This window comes from Pseudomonas sp. MIS38, from assembly GCF_019891575.1.
Taxonomy (GTDB): domain Bacteria; phylum Pseudomonadota; class Gammaproteobacteria; order Pseudomonadales; family Pseudomonadaceae; genus Aquipseudomonas; species Aquipseudomonas putida_A.
Window position 1 is genome coordinate 71,163 of the sequence record NZ_JAFLXF010000011.1, and the last position, 22,281, is coordinate 93,443.

17 protein-coding genes are annotated in these 22,281 nt (G+C 59.7%); 11 read left to right on the forward strand and 6 right to left on the reverse strand.

From position 1 onward, the window contains the following. Positions 1–255: 255 nt before the first annotated feature. From J1G18_RS14450 to fabI, 6 genes are read left to right on the forward strand one after another with little or no spacing between them, the layout of a single operon-like run. Complete coding sequence (locus J1G18_RS14450; RefSeq protein ID WP_223007941.1) at positions 256–2,088, forward strand: extracellular solute-binding protein; 1,833 nt, start codon at positions 256–258, stop codon at positions 2,086–2,088. Continuing rightward, entirely contained in the window at positions 2,085–3,926 is a 1,842-nt protein-coding gene (locus J1G18_RS14455) for an extracellular solute-binding protein (RefSeq protein ID WP_098968278.1), read from the forward strand. The genes J1G18_RS14450 and J1G18_RS14455 overlap by 4 nt, the downstream gene beginning before the upstream one ends. Before the next feature lie 4 nt (positions 3,927–3,930). After that, positions 3,931–5,004: a microcin C ABC transporter permease YejB gene (locus J1G18_RS14460; protein WP_003224148.1), complete on the forward strand. Its 1,074-nt coding sequence runs from the start codon at positions 3,931–3,933 to the stop codon at positions 5,002–5,004. A 1-nt stretch (position 5,005) separates the two neighbouring features. Beyond that, the gene (locus J1G18_RS14465; protein ID WP_003224146.1) at positions 5,006–6,025 is read left to right on the forward strand and encodes an ABC transporter permease; all 1,020 of its coding nucleotides are present in this window, start codon (positions 5,006–5,008) and stop codon (positions 6,023–6,025) included. 1 nt (position 6,026) lies between these two features. Then, complete coding sequence (locus J1G18_RS14470; protein WP_150369592.1) at positions 6,027–7,637, forward strand: ABC transporter ATP-binding protein; 1,611 nt, start codon at positions 6,027–6,029, stop codon at positions 7,635–7,637. 19 nt (positions 7,638–7,656) lie between these two features. Beyond that, entirely contained in the window at positions 7,657–8,451 is a 795-nt protein-coding gene (fabI, locus tag J1G18_RS14475) for an enoyl-ACP reductase FabI (RefSeq protein ID WP_003202751.1), read from the forward strand. A gap of 946 nt (positions 8,452–9,397) precedes the next feature. Here the strand turns inward: fabI and J1G18_RS14480 are convergent. The 4 genes from J1G18_RS14480 to J1G18_RS14495 all read right to left on the reverse strand — a co-directional run bounded on the left by J1G18_RS14480 (position 9,398) and on the right by J1G18_RS14495 (position 13,637). Then, complete coding sequence (locus tag J1G18_RS14480) at positions 9,398–10,363, reverse strand: sensor domain-containing diguanylate cyclase (RefSeq protein ID WP_098968276.1); 966 nt, start codon at positions 10,361–10,363, stop codon at positions 9,398–9,400. A gap of 61 nt (positions 10,364–10,424) precedes the next feature. Next, positions 10,425–11,003, reverse strand: a complete 579-nt coding sequence (locus J1G18_RS14485) for a hypothetical protein (RefSeq protein WP_134786104.1) — start codon at positions 11,001–11,003, stop codon at positions 10,425–10,427. Position 11,004: 1 nt separating this feature from the next. After that, a complete protein-coding gene (locus tag J1G18_RS14490; protein WP_223007942.1) occupies positions 11,005–13,167 on the reverse strand; it encodes a xanthine dehydrogenase family protein molybdopterin-binding subunit in 2,163 nt (720 codons plus the stop codon). Positions 13,168–13,181: 14 nt separating this feature from the next. Then, positions 13,182–13,637, reverse strand: coding sequence for a (2Fe-2S)-binding protein (locus J1G18_RS14495; protein ID WP_223007943.1), 456 nt, complete (start codon positions 13,635–13,637; stop codon positions 13,182–13,184). 251 nt (positions 13,638–13,888) lie between these two features. On the opposite strand from J1G18_RS14495, the gene J1G18_RS14500 reads away from it, so the two are divergent. Beyond that, on the forward strand, positions 13,889–14,719 hold the full coding sequence (locus tag J1G18_RS14500) for an alpha/beta fold hydrolase (RefSeq protein ID WP_134786101.1): 831 nt from the start codon (positions 13,889–13,891) through the stop codon (positions 14,717–14,719). Positions 14,720–14,993: 274 nt separating this feature from the next. On the opposite strand, the gene J1G18_RS14505 is transcribed toward J1G18_RS14500, so the two are convergent. Beyond that, entirely contained in the window at positions 14,994–15,386 is a 393-nt protein-coding gene (locus J1G18_RS14505) for a GFA family protein (RefSeq protein ID WP_134786099.1), read from the reverse strand. Positions 15,387–15,478: 92 nt separating this feature from the next. Here J1G18_RS14505 and J1G18_RS14510 point away from each other — a divergent pair, with 92 nt between their 5' ends. From J1G18_RS14510 to J1G18_RS14520, 3 genes are all read left to right on the forward strand, one after another. Beyond that, positions 15,479–16,147, forward strand: a complete 669-nt coding sequence (locus tag J1G18_RS14510) for a class I SAM-dependent methyltransferase (RefSeq protein ID WP_223007944.1) — start codon at positions 15,479–15,481, stop codon at positions 16,145–16,147. Positions 16,148–16,363: 216 nt separating this feature from the next. Then, on the forward strand, positions 16,364–16,867 hold the full coding sequence (locus tag J1G18_RS14515; RefSeq protein ID WP_096795948.1) for a VOC family protein: 504 nt from the start codon (positions 16,364–16,366) through the stop codon (positions 16,865–16,867). A 36-nt stretch (positions 16,868–16,903) separates the two neighbouring features. Further along, positions 16,904–17,737, forward strand: coding sequence for an AraC family transcriptional regulator (locus tag J1G18_RS14520; RefSeq protein WP_098968269.1), 834 nt, complete (start codon positions 16,904–16,906; stop codon positions 17,735–17,737). A 14-nt stretch (positions 17,738–17,751) separates the two neighbouring features. Here J1G18_RS14520 and J1G18_RS14525 read toward each other — a convergent pair whose 3' ends face one another. Next, on the reverse strand, positions 17,752–18,339 hold the full coding sequence (locus J1G18_RS14525) for a LysE family translocator (protein WP_095139638.1): 588 nt from the start codon (positions 18,337–18,339) through the stop codon (positions 17,752–17,754). A gap of 1,158 nt (positions 18,340–19,497) precedes the next feature. Here J1G18_RS14525 and J1G18_RS14530 point away from each other — a divergent pair. Next, positions 19,498–22,251, forward strand: coding sequence for a hypothetical protein (locus tag J1G18_RS14530; RefSeq protein WP_223007945.1), 2,754 nt, complete (start codon positions 19,498–19,500; stop codon positions 22,249–22,251). Positions 22,252–22,281: the final 30 nt, after the last annotated feature.

Consider the following 22,281-nt stretch of genomic DNA (forward strand, 5'->3'; position numbering starts at 1 on the left):
ACCCTCTCCCCCAAGGGGGCGAGGGGGAAAGGGAGCAGATTGGGGGGTTTTTCAAACCTGGGTTCAACTCGATATTTCAGGTCGGCGTACTTCTCATAAACACCTCGGTCAGTCCCCTCTCCCTCCGGGAGAGGGTTAGGGTGAGGGGCTCTTGGCCTTGCCGATTAACCCCACATTAACCTCTGTCTTTTTCCTGTCCAGACAAGCTGTTACTGTACGGCCCACTAAGCCCAAGCCGCCTGGATCGGATCTGACTTGAAGCGTCCCCTCCTCCTGCTCCTGATCAGCCTGGCCTTGAGCTCACCCGCAAGCGCGACGATTACCGAAAGTCACGGTTATGCGCAGTTCGGCACGCTCAAGTACCCGGCCAGATTTACCCACTTCGACTGGGTCAACCCGCAAGCGCCCAAGGGCGGTACGTTGCGGGTGATGGCGTTCGGCACCTTCGATACGGTCAACCCATACACGTTCAAGGGCACCAGCCCGGTTACCACACCGAATTTCCTGCAGTACGGCATCAATGAGCTGAACGAACCGCTGATGGTCGGCACCGGCCAGTATTCGCCGTCCGGCGACGAGCCAGCATCGAGCTATGGCCTGATCGCGCAATCGGTGGAGTACAGCGAAGATCGCAGCTGGGTGGTGTTCAATCTGCGCCCGGAAGCGCGCTTTCACGACGGCACCCAGATCACCGCCTACGACGTGGCCTTCTCCTACCGAACACTGCTCAAGGACGGCCACCCGCTGTACCGCACCGCCCTGCAGGAAGTCTCGCGGGTCGACATCCTCAACCCGCAGCGCATTCGTTTCGTGATGAAACGCTCGGGCAATCCGCTGCTGATTCTGCGCCTCGGCGAGTTGCCGGTGCTGCCGCAGCATTACTGGAAGGATCGCGACTTCAAGGCCACCACCTTCGAGCCACCGCTGGGCAGTGGCCCGTACCGCATCACCTCGGTGACGCCGGGGCGGCAGCTGATTTTCGAGCGGGTCAAGGATTACTGGGGCAAGGACCTGCCGGTCAATCGCGGCAAGTACAACTTCGATCGCATGGAAGTCGAGTTCTACCGCGACAGCGACGTGGCCTTCGAAGCGTTCAAGGCCGGCGAATTCGACATCTACATCGAGCATCAGGCGAAGAACTGGGCCAACGGCTACAACTTTCCGGCCGTGCGCCGTGGCGAAGTGATCAAGGCGCAGATTCCGCACCAGATCCCGACGCAGAGCCAAGGCCTGTTCATGAACACCCGGCGTGTAACCTTCAGCGACGTCAAGGTGCGCGAAGCGCTGGGCCTGATGTTCGACTTCGAATGGACCAACCGCGCACTGTTCAGCAATGCCTACAAACGCACCACCAGCTACTACCCCAACAGCGAGTTTTCCGCGACGGGGCTGCCGGTCGGGCATGAATGGCTGATGCTCAAGCCGTACAAGGAGCAACTACCGGCCAAGCTGTTCACCGAGCCGTTCACCCTGCCGCAAACCGATGGCCGTGGCATCCCGCGAGAGACCATGCGCAAGGCCCTGGCGCTGCTCGCCGAGGCCGGCTGGAAACTCAACGGCCAGCGTCTGCAAAACACCGCAGGGCAACCGCTGAGCTTCGAACTGCTGCTGGTCAATCCGAACCTTGAGCGGATCCTCCAGCCCTATATCGAAAACCTCAACAGCATCGGCATCGATGCGCGCCTGCGCACGGTGGATCGCGCCCAGTACAAACAGCGTCTGGACCAGTTCGATTTCGACATGATCCTGATGACCCTCAACCAGACCCTCAGCCCGGGTCTGGAGCAATGGCAGTACTTCCATTCCAGTCAGGTCGGGGTCAAGGGCAGCAAGAATTACGCCGGTATTGCCAACCCGGTGGTCGATCACCTGCTCGAACAATTGCTCGCCGCGCAAACCCGCGACGAACAGGTCGCCGCCGGCAAGGCGCTGGACCGCGTGCTGCTCTGGCAGCACTACAGCATTCCCAACTGGTACCTCAATTATCACCGACTGGCCTACCGCAACCGGTTGGCCTTCGTCACCACGCCGCCCTACACCCTGGGCCTGAGCGCGTGGTGGCTGAAATCTTCGGAGAACAATAAATGACGCCCATCCGCGCCCTGCTCGTGCAGGCCAGCGGTCTGCTGTTCGCCGGGCTGGTGATTGCCGCCCCGCAACACGCTGTGACCCTGTACAACGAGCCGCCGAAATATCCGGCGGACTTCAAGCAGTTCGATTACGTGAACCCCGACGCGCCCAAGGGCGGGATCTTCCGTCAGGCCGGGTTCGGCGGCTTCGACAGCCTCAACCCGTTCATCAGCAAAGGCGTGCCGGCCGATGATATCGGGCAGATCTACGACACCCTGACCAAGCACAGCCTCGACGAGCCGTTCACCGAGTACGGCCTGATCGCCGCGAAGATCGAGAAAGCCCCGGACAACAGCTGGGTACGTTTCTACCTGCGCCCGGAAGCGCGTTTTCACGATGGCCATCCGGTGCGCGCCGAAGACGTGGTGTTCAGCTTCCAGACCCTGACCAAGGACGGCTCGCCGCTGTTTCGCGGCTATTACAGCGATGTCGAAGAGGCCATCGCCGAAGACCCGCTCAAGGTGTTGTTCAAGTTCAAGCACACCAACAATCGCGAGTTGCCGCTGATCCTCGGTCAGCTCCCGGTGCTGCCGAAACACTGGTGGGCCAGCCGTGATTTTTCCAAGGGCAATCTGGAGATCCCGCTGGGCAGCGGCCCGTACAAGGTCGCCGAAGTGAAAGCCGGGCGCTCGGTGCGCTATGAACGGGTCAAGGACTACTGGGGCAAGGATCTGCCGGTCAATCGCGGGTTCTACAACTTCGATGTGATGACCACCGATTACTACCGCGACAACACCGTCGCCGTCGAAGCGCTGAAGGCCGGCCAGTTCGATTACTGGCTGGAAATGACCGCAAAGAACTGGGCCAACGCCTACAACATTCCGGCCGTGACCGAAGGTCGGCTGATCAAGGAACAGATCGCCAACAGCAACCCGACCGGCATGCAGGGCTTCGTTTTCAACCTGCGCCGCCCGGTGTTTCAGGATGTGCGGGTGCGTCAGGCGCTCGGCCTGCTGTTCGATTTCGAGTGGACCAACAAGCAGCTGTTCAACGGTGCCTACTTCCGCACCCGCAGCTATTTCGAGAACTCGGAAATGGCCGCCACCGGCCTGCCCGACGCCGAGCAACGGGCGATCCTCGAACCGTTTCGCAGCAAACTGCCGGCGCAGGTATTCAGCGAGGCCTTCGAGAACCCGAAGACCGACGCCAGCGGCATGATCCGCGCCCAGCAGCGCGAGGCCTATCAGCTGTTGCAGGAGGCTGGCTGGAAGATCGTCGACGACAAAATGGTCGACGCCAACGGCAAACCGGTGGTCATCGAATTCCTGCTGGCGCAGACCGAATTCGAACGCGTGCTGCTGCCGTTCAAACGCAATCTGGCCGACCTCGGCATCGATCTGGTGATCCGCCGTGTCGACGTTTCGCAATACATCAACCGCGTGCGTTCGCGGGACTTCGACATGATGGTCGGCAGCTTTCCGCAATCCAACTCGCCGGGCAACGAGCAGCGCGAATTCTGGATGAGCGCCGCCGCCGACAAACCGAGCAGCCGCAACACCATGGGCCTGAAGGATCCGATCGTCGATCAACTGGTGGAAAACCTGATCAACGCCGATTCGCGCAGCAGTCTGGTGGCGCATGCCCGGGCGCTGGATCGAGTGCTGCAATGGGGTTACTACGTGGTCCCCAACTGGCACATCAAGACCTGGCGCGTGGCGTACTGGAACCACATCGGTCACCCGAAAGTCTCGCCCAAATACGACATCGGGATTAACACCTGGTGGGTCAAGCCTGACGCGAAACCCGCCATAGAAGTCGAAACCAAACTGCAAGCCGACCCTGTGGGCACGGAGTAATCAGATGCTGGCGTATATCTTTCGGCGACTGCTGCTGATCATCCCGACCCTGTTCGGCATCCTGCTGATCAACTTTGTGATCATCCAGGCCGCGCCCGGCGGCCCGGTGGAGCAGATGATCGCCAAGCTCGAAGGCTTCGAAGGCGCCACCAGCCGCATCGCCGGTGGCGGTGCCGAGGTCTCGGTGGCCGGCTCCGCCTATCGTGGCGCGCAAGGTCTGGACCCGGCACTGATCAAGGAAATCGAGCACATGTACGGGTTCGACAAATCGGCCCCGGAACGTCTGTGGATCATGGTCAAGAACTACGCGAAGCTGGATTTCGGCGACAGTTTTTTCCGCGACGCCAAGGTCATCGACCTGATCAAGGAAAAGATGCCGGTATCGATCTCGCTCGGGCTGTGGAGCACGCTGATCATGTACCTGGTGTCGATCCCGCTGGGGATCGCCAAGGCCACGCGGCACGGCAGCCACTTCGACGTGTGGACCAGTTCGGCGATCATCATCGGCTATGCGATTCCGGCGTTCCTGTTTGCGATTCTGCTGATCGTGGTGTTTGCCGGCGGCAGCTATCTGGACTGGTTCCCGCTACGCGGGCTGACCTCGAACAACTTCGATGAGCTGAGCCTCGGCGGCAAGATCCTCGACTACTTCTGGCACCTCGCGCTGCCGGTGACCGCGCTGGTGATCGGCAACTTCGCGACCATGACCCTGCTGACCAAAAACAGCTTCCTCGACGAGATCAACAAGCAGTACGTGGTCACCGCCAAGGCCAAGGGCCTGACGCGCAATCGCGTGCTCTACGGCCACGTGTTCCGCAACGCCATGCTGCTGGTGATTGCCGGGTTTCCGTCGGCGTTCATCGGCATCTTCTTCACTGGCTCGTTGCTGGTGGAAGTGATTTTCTCCCTCGACGGCCTCGGCCTGATGAGTTTCGAAGCGGCGATCAACCGCGATTACCCGGTGGTGTTCGGCACCCTGTTCATCTTCACCCTGCTCGGCCTGGTGGTGAAACTGATCGGCGACCTCACCTACACTCTGGTCGATCCGCGCATCGACTTCGCCAGCCGGGAGCATTGAGATGAACCTGTCCCCTCTCAATCGCCGCCGCTTCGAACTGTTCAAGGCCAACAAGCGTGGCTGGTGGTCGCTGTGGCTGTTTCTGATTCTGTTCGGCCTGAGCCTCGGTGCCGAGCTGATCGCCAACGACAAGCCGCTGGTGGTGCATTACGACAACCACTGGTACTTCCCGGCGATCAAGCGCTACCCGGAAACCACCTTCGGCGGCGAATTCCCGCTGGAAGCCAACTACAAGAGCCCGTACATCCGCGAACTGCTCAAGGCCAAGGATGCGTGGGTGTTGTGGGCGCCGATCCCCTACAGCTACCAGAGCATCAACTACGACCTGAAAGTCCCGGCCCCAGCCCCGCCCTCGGCGGACAACCTGCTGGGTACCGACGATCAGGGCCGCGATGTGCTGGCACGGGTGATCTACGGCTTCCGCATTTCCGTACTGTTTGCCCTGACGCTGACCGTGCTCAGCTCGATCATCGGCGTGATCGCCGGCGCGCTGCAGGGTTTCTATGGCGGCTGGGTCGATCTGGCCGGGCAACGCTTTCTGGAGATCTGGTCGGGCTTGCCAGTGCTGTACCTGCTGATCATCCTCGCCAGTTTCGTCCAGCCGAATTTTTGGTGGCTGCTGGGGATCATGCTGTTGTTCTCGTGGATGAGCCTGGTCGACGTGGTGCGCGCCGAGTTCCTCCGTGGCCGCAACCTTGAATACGTGCGTGCGGCACGGGCGCTGGGCATGCAGAACGGCGCAATCATGTTCCGCCACATCCTGCCCAACGCGATGGTCTCGACCATGACCTTCATGCCGTTCATCCTTACCGGCGCCATCGGCACCCTGACTGCGCTGGACTTCCTAGGCTTCGGCTTGCCGGCCGGCAGTCCGTCGCTGGGTGAACTGGTGGCCCAGGGCAAATCCAACCTCCAGGCACCGTGGCTGGGCATTAGCGCGTTTGCCGTGCTGGCGCTGATGTTGAGTTTGCTGGTGTTTATCGGCGAGTCCGCTCGCGATGCCTTCGACCCGAGGAAGTGAAATGAATCAGGACAATCTGATCGAAGTGCGCGACCTCGCCGTCGAGTTCGGCTTCAACGAGCGGCTGCACCGGGTGGTCGAGGGCGTGAGCTTCGACATCAAACGCGGCGAAACCCTGGCCCTGGTCGGCGAGTCCGGCTCGGGCAAATCGGTGACGGCGCATTCAATCCTGCGCCTGCTGCCCTACCCGCTGGCCCGCCATCCAGCCGGCAGCATCAACTATGCCGGGCAGAATCTGCTGGGGCTGAGCGAAAAGACCATCCGGCATATTCGTGGCAACCGCATCGCGATGATCTTTCAGGAGCCGATGACCTCGCTCAACCCGCTGCACTCGATCGAGAAGCAGATCAACGAGATCCTCGGCATCCACAAGGGTCTGAGCGGCAAAGTCGCGACCAAGCGCACTTTGGAGCTGCTGGAGATGGTCGGCATTCCCGAGCCGCACAAACGCCTCAAGGCCCTGCCCCACGAATTGTCCGGCGGCCAGCGCCAGCGGGTGATGATCGCCATGGCGTTGGCCAACGAGCCGGAACTGCTGATCGCCGACGAACCGACCACCGCACTGGACGTGACCGTTCAGCTGAAAATCCTCGATTTGCTCAAGGAACTTCAGGCTCGATTGGGCATGTCGCTGCTACTGATCAGTCACGATTTGAACCTGGTGCGAAGAATTGCGCATCGCGTATGTGTCATGCAGCGCGGTTGCATCGTCGAACAGGCATCGTGCGCAGAGCTGTTCCGTTCGCCGCAGCATCCGTACACTCGGGAATTGCTCGGCGCGGAGCCCAGCGGAGGCCCGGCGACCAATAAAATCGGGGCGCCACTGCTCGAAGTCGAGAACCTCAAAGTCTGGTTCCCGATCAAGAAAGGCCTGCTCAAGCGCACGGTGGATTACGTCAAGGCAGTGGACGGCATCAATTTCAGCCTGCCTCAGGGACAGACGCTGGGGATCGTGGGGGAAAGCGGTTCCGGCAAATCCACCCTCGGTCTGGCAATTTTGCGGCTGATCGGCAGCAAAGGCGCGATTCGCTTTGAGGGCAAACAGCTAGACTGCCTGACGCAGAACGAGGTTCGCCCGTTACGTCGGGAGATGCAGGTGGTGTTTCAGGATCCGTTCGGCAGCCTGAGCCCGCGGATGTGCGTCAGCGACATCGTTGGCGAAGGCCTGCGGATTCACAAGATGGGCACCGCCGCCGAGCAGGAAGCGGCGATTATTGCGGCATTGAAGGAGGTAGGTCTGGATCCGGAAACCCGGCACCGCTACCCTCACGAATTTTCCGGTGGGCAACGGCAACGTATCGCCATTGCCCGGGCTTTGGTGCTGAAACCGGCGCTGATCCTGCTGGACGAGCCGACTTCCGCGCTCGACCGCACGGTGCAGCGGCAAGTGGTGGAGCTGTTGCGTTCACTGCAAGCCAAGTACAACCTGACGTATTTGTTCATCAGCCATGACCTGGCTGTCGTCAAAGCGCTGAGCCACCAGCTGATGGTGGTCAAGCATGGCCAAGTGGTCGAACAGGGAGACGCGCAAGATATTTTTGCCGCCCCCAAACATCCGTATACACAGCAGTTGCTGGAAGCCGCTTTTTTGGCACCAGCCACTGCGCAATAACCTGAAAGAGGAGCAACACATGGGTTTTCTCGCCGGTAAGCGCGTACTGATCGTCGGTGTCGCCAGCAAGCTGTCCATCGCATCCGGCATCGCTGCCGCCATGCATCGCGAGGGCGCTGAGCTTGCCTTCACTTATCAGAACGACAAACTGAAAGGTCGTGTTGAGGAATTCGCTCAAGGCTGGGGTTCGAGCCCTGAGCTGTGCTTCCCGTGCGACGTGGCCAGCGATGAAGAAATCGCCAAGGTCTTCGAAGAACTGAGCAAGAAGTGGGACGGCCTGGACTGCATCGTGCACTCCGTCGGCTTCGCCCCGGGCGACCAACTGGACGGCGACTTCACCGAAGCCACCACCCGTGAAGGTTTCCGCATCGCTCACGACATCAGCGCCTACAGCTTCGTGGCCCTGGCCAAGGCTGGCCGCGAAATGATGAAAGGCCGCAACGGCAGCCTGCTGACCCTGTCGTATCTGGGCGCCGAGCGCACCATGCCGAACTACAACGTGATGGGCATGGCCAAGGCTTCGCTGGAAGCTGGCGTGCGTTACCTGGCCGGCTCCCTGGGCCCGGACGGCACCCGCGTCAACTGCGTATCGGCCGGCCCGATCCGTACCCTGGCAGCCTCGGGCATCAAGAACTTCCGCAAGATGCTGGCCGCCAACGAAGCGCAAACCCCACTGCGCCGCAACGTCACCATCGAAGAAGTCGGCAACGCCGGCGCCTTCCTGTGCTCCGACCTGGCGTCGGGCATCAGCGGTGAAATCATGTACGTGGACGGCGGCTTCAACACCACCGCCATGGGCAACATCGAAGAGTAATCTTCGTTCTGCCGATAAAAAACCCGCCAATCGGCGGGTTTTTTTGTGCCTGCAATGTCTTCAACAACCCAAATCCCCTGTAGGAGTGAGCCTGAATTTCGTGAACAGCGGATAAACCTGTGGGAGTGGGCTTGCTCACGAAGAGGCCGGCAGATTCAACATGGATATCGCCTGACCGGACGCTTTCGCGAGCAAGCCCGCTCCCACAGGGTTCTGCGGTGTATCTGGATTTTGTGGGCAGCCGACAAACCTGTGGGAGTGAGCTTGCTCACGAAGAGGCTGGCTCAACATGGATATCGCCTGAGCGGACGCTTTCGCGAGCAAGCCCGCTCCCACAGGGTTCTGCGGTGTATCTGGATTTTGTGGGCAGCCGATAAACCTGTGGGAGTGGGCTTGCTCACGAAGAGGCTGGCACATTCAACATGGATATCGCCTGACCGGACGTTTTCGCGAGCAAGCTCGCTCCCACAGGGTTCTGCGGTGTATCTGGATTTTGTGAGCACCCGATAAACCTGTGGGAGTGGGCTTGCTCACGAAGAGGCCGGCATATTCGACATGGATATCGCCTGACCGGACGCTTTCGCGAGCAAGCTCGCTCCCACACTGTTTTGCGATGCGCCTGAACTTTGTGGGCAGCGGATAAACCTGTGGGAGTGGGCTTGCTCACGAAGAGGCCGGCACATTCGACATGGATATCGCCTGAGCGGACGCTTTCGCGAGCAAGCCCGCTCCCACAGGGTTCTGCGGTGTATCTGGATTTTGTGGGCAGCCGACAAACCTGTGGGAGTGGGCTTGCTCACGAAGAGGCTGGCACATTCAACATGGATATCGCCTGAGCGGACGCTTTCGCGAGCAAGCCCGCTCCCACAGGGTTCTGCGGTGTATCTGGATTTTGTGGGCACCCGATAAAACTGTGGGAGCTGGCTTGCCAGCGATGAGGCCTGAATCAGCGCCGTTTCAACGCCTGCTTGTGCGCATACATCGCCTCGTCGGCATCGGCCAGCAGTCGATCCACCGTTTCATGGCGTTGCGGATCGTATTCGATCTGGCCGACGCTGAAGCGAATCTCGTAGCCGCGCTGCAACATCGCATTGCGTTCGTCGAGGATTTCCTTGAGCCGGGCCATGATCGCTGTGGTTTCGACGTGACTGGAGCCGGTCAGCAGCGCCACGAACTCGTCACCGCCCAGGCGCCCGACCACATCGCTCTCGCGAAAAGCGATGCGCAGCACATCGGCAAAGGTCTTCAGCGCACTGTCGCCCTCAGCATGGCCGTAACGATCGTTGATCTGTTTGAAGTCATTGAGATCGAAAAACAGCAGCGTCGCCGGTTTGTCCCGGTGTTTGCAGGCGTCCAGCGCATGCTGGGCCAGGGTCTTGAAGCCGCGGCGGTTGGACAGCAGCGTCAGCTCGTCCATGCTTGCCATCTGCACCGCCATCAACTCTTGCTCGGCCATGCCGGCGAGATCGCGCAACAGGGCACGCTCCTCGTCGTCGAGTTCACGCGGCTGGGTGTCGATCAGGCACAACGTGCCCATTTTGTTGCCGTTGGGCACGGTCAGCGGGTAGCCCGCGTAGAAACGAATCTTCGGCTCGCCGGTGACCAGCGGATTGTCATGAAAGCGCTTGTCCTGCTTGGCATCAGGCACCAGCAGCAATTCGTCCTGAAGAATCGCGTGCCCACAGAACGACACATCACGCGGGGTTTCGTTGACCTCGAGGCCGACGCACGACTTGAACCACTGCCGATCCTTGTCCACCAGCGTCACCAGCGCAATCGGCACGTTGAACAGGCGTTTGGCCAGCCGCGTGAGCCGGTCAAAACGCTCCTCCGGCGCCGAATCAAGAACCTTCAAGCCGTGCAGCGCTTGAATTCGGGTGGCTTCATTGGCGGGTTTGATCGGGGCCAGCATCACGCACTCCATCAGGGTCAATGACCGTTAGAGTAGCTTGATTCGCCAGCGACTCACACACTCAACCGCCCGCCACCGGACATGGCCCGCCAGCATCGGCCCAAAGCTTGAACTGGGCCACAAAAATGTCATGCGGTACCGGTACCGGCGTGCGCCCTGCCCCGGGATTCCATCCCCACAACACCAGTTTGTCGTCGCTGACATGTTTGATCAGCGCGGCGAAATCACGGTCGCCATTGCTCGAACGATCCTTGATCATTGCGCACAACTTGTCCGGCGGCAGGCCGATCCACGCCATCTTGTGCGCCGCCGGAGGCAAGCTCCAGTGCGGCGCTCCCGGAGGTGCATGCGGGCCATAACTGGCCGGCGGATTGCTCTCGGCGTGGCAGGTGGCGCAGGGCAAACCGGCGGCGCCCTTGCCGTCCATGCCACGCACCACATTCATCGCGTGTGGTTTGCCCGCATCGAACTGCAGCGGCGAGTCGCCGGGGATGTGGCAGTTCTGGCAGCGCGGGCTCTGGAACACCTTCTGCACCGTGCCGAACGCCTTGAGCGCTTCCTGATCATCGGCGAACAGGTCCGAGGCGTAGCCGCCCAGCCCCAGCAGTATCACCGTGCCCAACAGCAGATGTCGTTTCATCTCACACCCCCGACAGTTGCAGCGGCAGTTCACGCAGGCGTTGCCCGGTCAGCGCATACACCGCGTTGGCCACCGCCGGCGCGGTGGGCGGAACACCGGCCTCGCCGATGCCGCCGGGTTTGTCGCTGCTGGGCACGATATGCACCTCGACCAGCGGCATCTCGTTGAGCCGCAGCACTTGATAGTCGTGATAATTGGACTGCACCACCGCGCCATCCTTGAGCGTCAGTTTGCTGTGCAGCGCCATGCCCAGGCCAAAGGTGATGCACGATTCCATCTGCGCCGCGATGCTCTGCGGGTTGACCGCTATCCCGCAATCCACCGCACACACCACGCGGTGCACGCGAATCGCCAGATTGTCCTGCGAGACCTCGGCCACCTGCGCCACATAACTGCCGAACGACTCGTGTACCGCCACGCCCAATGCATGCCCGTCAGGCAACGGCGCTGTCCAGTTGGCCTTCTCCACCGCCAGATTCAGCACCCCGAGATGCCGCGCATGGTCCTTGAGCAAGGTGCGTCGATATTCGATCGGGTCCTTGCCCGCCGCCGTGGCCATCTCATCGATCAGCGACTCCATGACGAACGCGGTGTGGCTGTGCCCCACCGAACGCAGCCACAGCACATTGATTCCGGTCTGCGGCGAATGCAGCTCGACCTGTTGATGGGCCAGGCCCTTGATATACGGGCTGTCGGCCACACCTTCGACCGAAGTCGCGTCGATGCCGTTCTTGACCATGGTCTGTTCGAGCATGGTGCCGGCCATGATCGACTGGCCGACCAGCACATGCTGCCAGCTCAGCGGCATGCCCTGCCCGTCCAGGCCTATGCGTGCCTGATGCAGGAACATCGAGCGGTAATAACCGCCGCGAATGTCATCCTCGCGCGACCACACGGTTTTCACCGGCAGCCCGGCGGCTTTCGCCACTTGCACCGCTTCGGCGACGAAGTCCGAGGTCGGATTGGCCCGACGCCCGAAACCGCCGCCAAGAAACTCGGTATGAATTTCCACCTGTTCCGGTTTAAGCCCGGTGATCTTGCCGGCGACCATCTGGTCGAGGGTCTGGAATTGTGTGCCGGTCCAGATCTCGCATTTCTCGGCGCTGATCTTCACCGTACAGTTCAGCGGTTCCATCGGTGCATGCGCCAGATACGGCACGCTGTATTCGACATCGATTTTCTTCGCCGCCTTGTCAAAGTTGCCCTTCGGATCCCCAGCCTGACTGGCGGAAGTGCCTGGTGTCGCCGCCAGCTTGCGGAAGCTGTCGAGCAGGCCCTGGCTGCTCAGATCCGTATGCGGCCCCAGATCCCAATCGACTTTCAATGCATCACGACCGAGTTTCGCCGCCCAGTAATGATCGGCAATCACCGCCACGCCGGTCGGCACCTGCACCACTTTGTGCACGCCGGGCACCGCCAGCGCCTCGGCGCCCTCGAAGGATTTGACCGTGGCACCGAACACTGGCGCACGGGCGACCATCGCCGTCATCAAACCGTCGAACTGCACGTCCATGCCGAACTTGGCGCGGCCGGTGATTTTCTCCGGGGTGTCGAGACGCTTGGTCGGCTTGCCGATGACCTTCCAGTCTTTGGCCTCCTTGAAGGTGATCGACTTTGGATCCGGCACTGGCAGTTGCCCGGCGGCGTCCGCCAGTTCGCCGTACGTCGCGCGTTTATCGCCGGCGATCACTACGCCGGACTCGGTGCGAATCGTCGACGCAGCGACGTTGAAGCGCTTGGCCGCCGCTTCCACCAGCATCTGCCGCGCCGTGGCCCCGGCCAGCCGGTAACGGTCGAACTCCATCCAGGTCGAGGTCGAGCCCCCAGTAATCTGCATCCCGCCAAACGCGGGCATGCCGTAATTGGCCGCCGAGGCCGGCGAGTGTTCGACGCGGATCGTCGACCAGTCGGCGTCCAGTTCTTCGGCGATCAGCATGGTCAGACCGGTCCAGATGCCCTGACCCATTTCCGAGTGCCCGAGCAACACCGTCACGCTGTTGTCGGCGGCAATGCGCAAAAACGCATTCGGCGCGAAGACCTTGCCTTCATTCTCCGCCGCCAGAGCAAAACGATGGGCACCAGGCACGACGAACGCCACCACCAGACCGCCCCCCAGCACGGCACTGCCCTTGAGAAATCCGCGACGCGATACAGGACTGTTCATCGTCTGTCTCCCAATCAGCCGATCTCGGCCGCACGTTTCACAGCCGCGCGGATTCGCGGATAGGTACCGCAGCGGCAAATATTGCCGGAGAGCGTCTGATCGATATCGCTGTCGGTGGGCTTGGGGATTTTCGCCAGCAGCGCGGCGGCAGACATGATCTGCCCCGACTGGCAGTAGCCGCACTGCACCACATCAAGTTCGGCCCAGGCCTGCTGCACCGGGTGCGAGCCATCGGTCGAAAGGCCTTCGATGGTGAGAATTTTCTGCCCGTTGGCCACCGCGGTGGCGGGCGTGATACAGGCACGCAATGGTGCGCCATCGACGTGTACGGTGCAGGCGCCGCACTGGGCCATGCCACAGCCGAATTTGGTACCGGTCAGGTGCGCAACGTCACGCAGGACCCAGAGCAACGGCATGTCGGCCGGCACATCGAGCTCCTGATCCTTGCCATTGATATTCAAGGTCAGCATCGGGGATTTTCCTCAGACTCACGGTGTTCTGAAGGGGCGTCGTTACGGCCATCGAAGCCTGTGCGCGCCTCGGCTTATCCCTTTCAGCAAAGCCTAATTTGCGCGTGAAGCCAGACGTGGCGACCACCGGTCATGCCCTATCGCAAAAATGTCGACTTTAATCCTCTGGCTGATAACGGCGCTTATCCGAACCCTCACGACCGGTCTGCGACGAGCGCGGTAACCCATCACAATGCTCAGGAGTCGCGAACATGGGATTTGTCACCACCAAAGACGGCGTCGATATTTTCTACAAGGACTGGGGCCCGAAGGACGCCCCGGTGATCCACTTCCACCACGGCTGGCCGCTCAGCTCGGATGACTGGGATGCGCAGATGCTGTTCTTCCTGGGCCAGGGTTTTCGAGTGATCGCCCATGACCGCCGGGGGCACGGAAGGTCGAGTCAGGTCTGGGACGGCCATGACATGGACCATTACGCCGACGATGCGCTGGCGGTGGTTCAGCACCTGGGGGTGAAGAACGTGGTGCATGTCGGCCACTCCACCGGCGGCGGCGAGGTCATCCACTACATCGCCCGTCATGGTCAGGACAACGTCGCCAAAGGCGTGTTGATCAGCGCGGTGCCACCGTTGATGGTGCAGACCGAAAGCAATCCGGGTGGCTTGCCGAAATCGGTGTTCGACGATTTTCAGGCGCAACTGGCGGACAATCGTGCGCAGTTCTACCGCGATATCCCCAGCGGGCCGTTTTATGGCTATAACCGCCCCGGGGCCAAGCCGTCTGAGGGGATCATCGGCAACTGGTGGCGTCAGGGCATGATCGGCGGCGCCAAGGCGCATTACGACGGGATCGTTGCGTTCTCGCAGACCGATTTCACTGAAGACCTGAAGAAAGTCACCGTGCCGGTGCTGGTGATGCATGGCGAGGACGATCAGATCGTACCGTATGCGAACTCGGGGCCTTTGTCGGCGAAACTGCTGCCAAATGGCACGCTGAAGTCATATCCGGGGTTTCCGCACGGGATGCCGACGACTGAGGCGGCGACGATCAATGCCGATTTGCTGGCATTTATTCGCGGCTGAGATAACCGAAGTCAGCTGACTCCACTGAAGGAACGGGCTTGCTCGCGAAGGCTATCTGTCTGTCGATATCAGGTTGACTGAACCACCGCTTTCGCGAGCAAGCTCGCTCCCACCAAGGTCGGTGGTGCAAACAATTCTATCTATCCAACACAAATCCTGTGGGAGCGGGTTGCTCGCGAAGGCAATCGGTCTGTCGATATCGAGTTGGCTGAACCACCGCTTTCGCGAGCAAGCCCGCTCCCACCAGGGGACTCGGGCTTGCCCGGACTTTTTGCTATTCCTCGGTGCGCCCCGTGCGTTCGCGATCACGTTCGTAGTGGTGCGCCAGTGGCAGCGCCGGCAACCATGACTCGCGCCGCACAGTCCACAGCTCATAAGTCGGCTTGAGCTGGTTCGGCGCGTCCAGCGAGCCGACATTCACTTCAATTTCATCCCCCGAACGCGCCAGTACCGGCGAACCACAGCGCGGACAGAACACTCGCCCTTGATACTCGCCGGTCTTGCCGCTGACGGTCACCGCATTCTCGGGAAATATCGCCGAGGCATGAAACAACGCGCCGTGGTGTTTGCGGCAATCGAGGCAGTGGCAGATGCCGACGCGGTAAGGTTGGCCCGATGCTTCGAAACGCACATCGCCGCACAGGCAACCGCCAGTTAATGGGTTCATGGTGTCTATCCTCTGCCAGACTCTGTTAAGCCATTGAACATAGCAGCCGTACAAGTGAACGCCCACTATCGGCCTTTACCGGAGACCGCTCCATGCCCTCCCACGAATCCATCTTGTTGCAAAGCTGGCACACCAACGCTGATGCCTGGATCGACGCGATCCGCAGCGGTGCCATCGAAAGCCGTCAGCAGGTCACCGATCAGGCGATCCTGCTGGCGATCATGGGCCGCCAACCGGGACGCGTGCTGGATCTGGGTTGCGGCGAAGGCTGGATGTTGCGGGCGCTGGCGGATCGCGGTACCGATGCGGCGGGCGTCGATGGCGATGCGACATTGATCGAGGCTGCACGCGAGGCCGGTTCGGCCAAGGTACATGTGGCCAGTTATGCGGCATTGGTCGACACCGAAATTGATATTGGCCGTGACTACGATTTGATCTGCGCCAACTTCTCGCTGCTGCATCAGGACATCATTCCATTGCTCGCCGCAATGCATGCGTTGCTGGTTCCGGGCGGCGCCATGATCATTCAGACCCTGCATCCGTGGGCCGTGGCGGCGGGCGATTATCAGGATGGCTGGCGTGAAGAGTCCTTCGCCGGGTTCAAGGGCCAGTGGCAGCCGATGCCATGGTATTTCCGCACGCTGTCGAGCTGGTGCAACGCGCTGGACATGGCCGGGTTTCGACTGGTCAGCCTGCAAGAGCCGCAGCATCCGCAAAGCCCGGTGCCACAGTCGCTGTTGCTGATCGCCGAACGGCGCTGACCGGGGCAACTCGAACCCCTTGTGGGAGCGAGCTTGCTCGCGAATGCGGAGTGTCTGACAGGCTCGTTGCCGCATGTGCCGACGCTTTCGCGAGCAGGCTCACTCCTACAGGGTTTGTCAGCAAGCGCCGCACTTGTCGATCTACGGCAGCGCCATTCGACCAAGGACTGACTACGCTGTAAATCCTGCGTGTCTAACCTGCCGAGGATGACTGCCATGCAACGCTTTCAAAAACTCACACCGTGCCTGTGGTTCGATGATCAGGCCGAAGCCGCCGCGAAGTTCTATTGCTCGATCTTCGATCATTCGAAAATCACCGGCCTGACCCACTACAGCAAGGTCGGCCAGGAATTTCACGGCAAGCCGGAAGGCGCGGTGATGACCGTCAGTTTCGAACTCGACGGCCAGACCTTCACCGGCCTCAACGGCGGGCCGATGTTCAAGTTCAGTGAGGCCATTTCGTTTCAGGTCAATTGCCAGAATCAGGAAGAGGTCGACCACTTCTGGGGCAACCTGTCGGCAGGCGGCCCGGTCGAGGCCCAGCAATGCGGCTGGCTCAAGGACAAGTTCGGGGTGTCGTGGCAGATCGTGCCGGTGGCGTTCATGCACATGATGCTGGACCCCGACACCAGCAAGTCGCAACGGGCAATGCAGGCCATGTTCAAGATGAAAAAACTCGACATCGCCGAACTGGAGCGGGCCTTCGCCGGCCAGAGCTAATACACTCCGGTGTCTGGCCCGCCGGGAACCATAACGATGAAACACGCTGCCGCCAAAAATCCTGAAAAAGCCCCTCGCTTCTGGCGCGACGATGCCTTGCCCTTCATCGAAGCGCGGGCCATCGCCGATGGCCGTGAGGTCTGCTACTCACGCCATTCCCATGCGCATTTTTCGATTGGTGCGATCACCGCCGGGCGGAGCATTTATGTGCATGAGCAATCGACGTTCGAAGTCGCCGCCGGCACCGTGGTGCTGATGAATCCCGGCGACGTGCATGCCTGCAACCCGCTCGATGATCAGCCGTGGTCGTACCTGATGCTGTATGTCGAGACGCCGTGGCTGACAGATCTGCAGCATCAACTGGGGTTCAGTGCCGAGCTTGAGTTTCGGCGGTTTTCCACTACTCATCTGGATGACCCGCGACTGTTTCGTGACCTGCAAGGGCTTTACGCCACACTGGTCGACGAGCAGCAGGACGTACTGCGCAAACACAGCGCAGCGGTGGAGTTTTTCAGCGATCTGCAACTACGCCTGAACCCGGCTGAACCACCGTTACGCGAGCCGAATTTCAAGCTCGAACGCGCCGCCGACTTCATCCGCGAACACTGCACTGACCTGCTCAGCCTGGAGGACATCTGCACGGCGGCGCAGTTGTCACCGTCGTATCTGATCCGTGCGTTCAAGCAGCATTACGGCATGACTCCGCATGCCTTTGTGGTCAACCAGCGCATCCAGTTCGCCCGCGAACGCCTGCGCAGCGGCCAGTTGATTGCCGATGTCGCGCTGGAAGCAGGGTTTGCCGATCAGGCGCATTTTCAGCGCGCATTCAAACAGCATCTGGCGGCGACACCCGGCCAATATCGCGGCTGATCCTGGCGCCGGGCTCACGGCAACAGCAGATAACCCGCGCTCGCCGCCAGCAACAAGGCCATCAACCGATTGAACAGGCGCATCCCCTTCGGATTGCCCAGATACCCACGCAGAAACGTCCCGGCATAGACCCAGCAACCGACCGACAGATAACAGATCACCAGATACACCGCGGCGAACTGCCAGACCAGCCGTGCCTCGCCATCGGCGACAAACGCGCCCATCCCTGCCACACACGCCAGCCAGGCTTTCGGGTTGAGCCATTGCATCACCGCGCCGTACAACATCGACGGCGCCCGACCCGCCTCGCCGGCATGCAACTGGCCGTCATCGGCAGCCAGTTTCCAGGCCATGAACAACAGAAACGCCACCCCGGCCAATTGCACCACCCGGGTCAGAAATGGCCACAGTTTCAGGACCTCATGCAGCCCCAGGCCCATCAGCACCAGCAACAGCACAAAACCCAGCGTCGCTCCTGCCACGTGCCGCTGACTGGCCCGAAAGCCGAACTGCGCACCGGAACTCAGCGCCACTATATTCACCGGCCCCGGGGTTATGGACGCCACCAGCGCAAACGCCGCCATCGACACAATCAGACTCATTACGCACCTGCTGCAGAGTGGGGAGAAAGAGACTCAGGCTAACTAAGGCACGGCCTGCTGTATTGAACAAAATTGCCCTCGTATCGACCGACACGAAACATACGTTGAAACCAATACTGCAAAACAAACCCTGGTTGCGCCGATATAGTCGCCACGCGAAAACAAATCTTCGCGTTACCCGTTTATTGACCCACCTATATAGCCATGGATGGACTGACACCCAATGACGACTTCAACCAATCTTTTTACCCCAGCACCTCTATCAAGTGAGCAACTTGAGCGACGTGATATTGCGCAGACAATGAGAGCCATGCTCGAAAAGTGGGAAAAGGCCAAGGCCAGCGACAACTATACCTACCCCACCAACCGTGTTAATAACAAACAACTGTGCATATCGACTCTTGAGGGAAGTCTATTCAATCAAGCGCATTTTTCGGCACACATCGTCCTGCGCCAACTGGTACGTCAGCCACAATTCGTTGCAATCGTCGATACGTTAGAAATCAATGATGACAACTGGACACTGGTCAATAAAAAGGGCGAAATCTTTCAAGTCCATGAAATCGAAACAACTGTCGGGACGTTTATCGAGCGCATTGATATCACCCAGCAGATCAACGACATTGATTCGTTGAAAGCCGACCTGCAACTGCTGGCCAGCAGTGCAGTCATGACAGGCGGCATCGTGTCTTCAAGCGACCGTCTGCCCTTGCTCAACTGGCTGCAGTTCCAGCAACTGAGCCTGCCCGAGACCGCAGACCAGTTGCAAAACCTGATTGCCTGGCTCGAACTGACGTTGCCGCTGCCGCCCACGCATGGCAACTACTGGGGGATATCGAACGAAACCGGCGCAACAGAGCTGTGCATCGACGAAGATCAGCAATCGGCTATCTACCAGGTCATCCATAAGTTGATGGACAAGGGCGAGCCGCGCGCGGAACCGCTGATCAATTATCTGGCGGGCGCACTGCTCAAGAAAGAGACGCCGACAGCCCTGCGTGAATACCCGCGTCGCGCCTGGGCACTGCTGATCGAGACCGAAGAAGCCAAAGCTTTCGTCCAGTCCTGCCTTGAAGCGTTGAATGGACCGTCCATGGCCAATGCGACTGTGCTGAGCACAGCGCAGCGCAGCGCAGTCGCCTGCTGGTCGCAGCGGTCATGCTGGATTTGTCGTTGGGTCGCGAAGACAAGAACCAGAACTTCATCGAGCAGAATATCTATAACCCAGGTTACGTGCAGGCTACCTCCCATGAGGTCAACCTGGCACTGGAACAGGCACTCGGACGCCGACGTATCAAGGAATATGCAGTTCCCATGACGCTGGAACTGATCCTCGCCGGACTTGCACCTGAGTTCCTGGTCAGGACACCCGCAACTCTGCAGATCGGCACGCCTGGTTGGGTAATTCTGCGCAAATCGGTAAGTCTGGCCGAGAGCGTCGCGCCGGGCCTGTCCAGTCAGATGTCCTATGACAAGTTGCTTGAATTGGGCGCGATTTTGCCCACCAGTGCGCAACAGCAGACCCTGCATGACTGGGCGAACCTGCAAGGCATCATGGACTGGTCGATGCTGAATGGCCTGGAACCGGAAAATGCCAATGAACTGCCAACCCAGGAACTGTTCAAGCAGGCAGCCAGCCAATACAACGCCCACCTCGACGCGATCAGCGCCGCACTGACAACGCTCGCCACCCCACCGGTCAGTCGGCGCAAGCTGGCGAAAGCCGAGCTGTACGACATTGATTGCGATCCGACGACAGAAATATCGTTGCCGGTCGAATACGGATTCAAACGCAACTATCATTCCGTACTTGATGTTTATATGACGCGCAACCTGTTGTTCAAAAAGGACTATGACAGGCAATCCGGCACAAGTATCTACAAGGCACATCCGGATCTGCTGAGACTCGAACCAATCAATGACCTTTACAAGGCAAAAGTAAAAGAATACTTCAAGCAATACAAAGCGGCCATCAACACCACTATGCGCCTGACACTTTCACGACTGCCACAGGAAGAACGGATGGCACTTGAATTTGGCAAGGCAGCCATATTCATCGTTCGCGAATTCTCCATACAAACCCCGATAAACAGCAGCTTTGTGCCTTTTGATCCACGTAAAACAGCGCGCTTCGGCACCCTGCTGTTTTGCAAGTATGGATTGCAGTTTTACTGTTTTGAGATATTCCCCCTGCAAGGCATTTGCCGCAATAATCCGGCTCTTGCTGAGGCCTACGTCCGCGGCCAGACACTCGATGAGATCGGATGGTTTACCGAAGGGCCGAACGGCGACAACGACTTCAAGTCGCTGACGTATCTTCATACGCGAATCGAAAAAACCGCCTACTTCGAAGGCCAGGCCCCCTTGGGCGAGGAGCTGCGAGACAGGCCGGGCATCATTCTCGAACGCTTTGCCGAATTCGATGAGCCTGACGACTCGCTACCCTTTACGCGTAGCCCTATGCACAGTTTCAACTCGGAACGTTTCAACAAGATCGGCGAAATCATTGCCGAACATAATCCGCCGACCCATTACGATCAGTTTTATGCAATCAGTTACGACAAAACCGCCCTGGAGAAGAATCTTGATGACTGGGACAACATCACCGAAACCATTCTCGACGTCGTCATCCCGTTCCGCCAATGCATCAGGGGCCTGTCCTCCAGTGACCCGGATCTTCGCAGCGGCGCCATATTCAGTTGTGTGATGGACCTGACCGCGATCCTCTTCGTCTTTGCCGGAGCCCTGGGGCCGTTCGGCAAGGCGCTGGGCAGCAGTACAAGACTGTTAAGCCTGAGCAAGGTCGGCGCAAGCGTAGCGCTGTCGGTGTTCAATCCGCTCGATGGCGTTCCGAAGCTGGTTTACGGTGGCGCCAGACTGGTCGGCAAAGGCGTGATGAAACTCAGCCATTTCGGCCATACCGTCATCCGGGCCGGAGCCGGACAACTCCGAGCGCTGAGCAGTACCAGCAGCGGCTCGTACGACCTGGTCAAGGCCCTGAGCAAGACCGGAGTTGCAGCGGAGATTCGCATGACGTTGCCGACGCTGGCGCATGCACGGGCATTGTTCAAGGATGATGCACTCGAAACAGTCGAACAGCTCGTCACACGCCTGAGCCAGGACGTTGTTTCCATACCCAAGGGCGGCAATGCGACAGAACTGCAGCATCTGTTCAACGCTGCAACGAGGGAAGCGACTCAATCCTCAAAAGGATTCCAGCAACTGGAATCGTTAATAGGTCATGCCGCTGCGAACGACGTACTGATTAGCTTCACCAAAAGCAGAGGCCCCCGGTTCAACGGCACGAAGTTCACTACAAACGCTGGTGACTTTTCGGAAATACTTGGATCCACCGCCGAGCTTGAAGCAAAGAAAGTCCTCTATCTGAAGAATCATCAGCAAAATGTCTTGAAGCTGGATCTGGGCAAGCCACCCTACAACGATGTGATGCCGGAATCGGCGTTCAACCCGCAGGGTTTCACCAACAATGCTCAGAGAGCCGGAGCCTGGATGGTCAAGGGTTCGTCCTCCGACAACGAACTGGAGCACATTGTCGCGATCCTGCGCGAGTATACGAGCAACAATAAATCGCTCACCGATGCGACCGTGGTCAAAGAGATCCACGCACGACTGGTTCCTCAACTGGCGGATTCTGTGCGCGGGGCAGGACAGCCAACAAGATATGGCGGCAGCATCAGCGGTTTTGCTGCGCTGGAACAACATCTGAAAAAGCTCGATGCCGCCCATGAGCACGTCGACAAACACTTGCTGGCGGCCATCGCCGGTTTTCAAGGCTTCGGCGACGGCAATGGTCGTACCGCCAGCGCGGTGTATGCGATCAGCCAACTGCGCAACAATCGATTTGTACCGATGCCGAAACACGTGTTCATGTCGTTGAGCGATCTGGGCTAACCACCCAAAATCCGTGCCCCGCTTAACGTG

What these genes read in the sequence shown, in the direction of transcription:
- J1G18_RS14495 (WP_223007943.1), bottom strand. Translation starts at nt 13,637, where the DNA reads ATGCTGACCTTGAATATCAATGGCAAGGATCAGGAGCTCGATGTGCCG.
- J1G18_RS14485 (WP_134786104.1), bottom strand. Translation starts at nt 11,003, where the DNA reads ATGAAACGACATCTGCTGTTGGGCACGGTGATACTGCTGGGGCTGGGC.
- J1G18_RS14525 (WP_095139638.1), bottom strand. Translation starts at nt 18,339, where the DNA reads ATGAGTCTGATTGTGTCGATGGCGGCGTTTGCGCTGGTGGCGTCCATA.
- J1G18_RS14500 (WP_134786101.1), top strand. Translation starts at nt 13,889, where the DNA reads ATGGGATTTGTCACCACCAAAGACGGCGTCGATATTTTCTACAAGGAC.
- J1G18_RS14465 (WP_003224146.1), top strand. Translation starts at nt 5,006, where the DNA reads ATGAACCTGTCCCCTCTCAATCGCCGCCGCTTCGAACTGTTCAAGGCC.
- J1G18_RS14515 (WP_096795948.1), top strand. Translation starts at nt 16,364, where the DNA reads ATGCAACGCTTTCAAAAACTCACACCGTGCCTGTGGTTCGATGATCAG.
- fabI (WP_003202751.1), top strand. Translation starts at nt 7,657, where the DNA reads ATGGGTTTTCTCGCCGGTAAGCGCGTACTGATCGTCGGTGTCGCCAGC.
- J1G18_RS14470 (WP_150369592.1), top strand. Translation starts at nt 6,027, where the DNA reads ATGAATCAGGACAATCTGATCGAAGTGCGCGACCTCGCCGTCGAGTTC.
- J1G18_RS14530 (WP_223007945.1), top strand. Translation starts at nt 19,498, where the DNA reads ATGCTGGATTTGTCGTTGGGTCGCGAAGACAAGAACCAGAACTTCATC.
- J1G18_RS14490 (WP_223007942.1), bottom strand. Translation starts at nt 13,167, where the DNA reads ATGAACAGTCCTGTATCGCGTCGCGGATTTCTCAAGGGCAGTGCCGTG.
- J1G18_RS14510 (WP_223007944.1), top strand. Translation starts at nt 15,479, where the DNA reads ATGCCCTCCCACGAATCCATCTTGTTGCAAAGCTGGCACACCAACGCT.
- J1G18_RS14455 (WP_098968278.1), top strand. Translation starts at nt 2,085, where the DNA reads ATGACGCCCATCCGCGCCCTGCTCGTGCAGGCCAGCGGTCTGCTGTTC.
- J1G18_RS14480 (WP_098968276.1), bottom strand. Translation starts at nt 10,363, where the DNA reads ATGCTGGCCCCGATCAAACCCGCCAATGAAGCCACCCGAATTCAAGCG.
- J1G18_RS14460 (WP_003224148.1), top strand. Translation starts at nt 3,931, where the DNA reads ATGCTGGCGTATATCTTTCGGCGACTGCTGCTGATCATCCCGACCCTG.
- J1G18_RS14520 (WP_098968269.1), top strand. Translation starts at nt 16,904, where the DNA reads ATGAAACACGCTGCCGCCAAAAATCCTGAAAAAGCCCCTCGCTTCTGG.
- J1G18_RS14505 (WP_134786099.1), bottom strand. Translation starts at nt 15,386, where the DNA reads ATGAACCCATTAACTGGCGGTTGCCTGTGCGGCGATGTGCGTTTCGAA.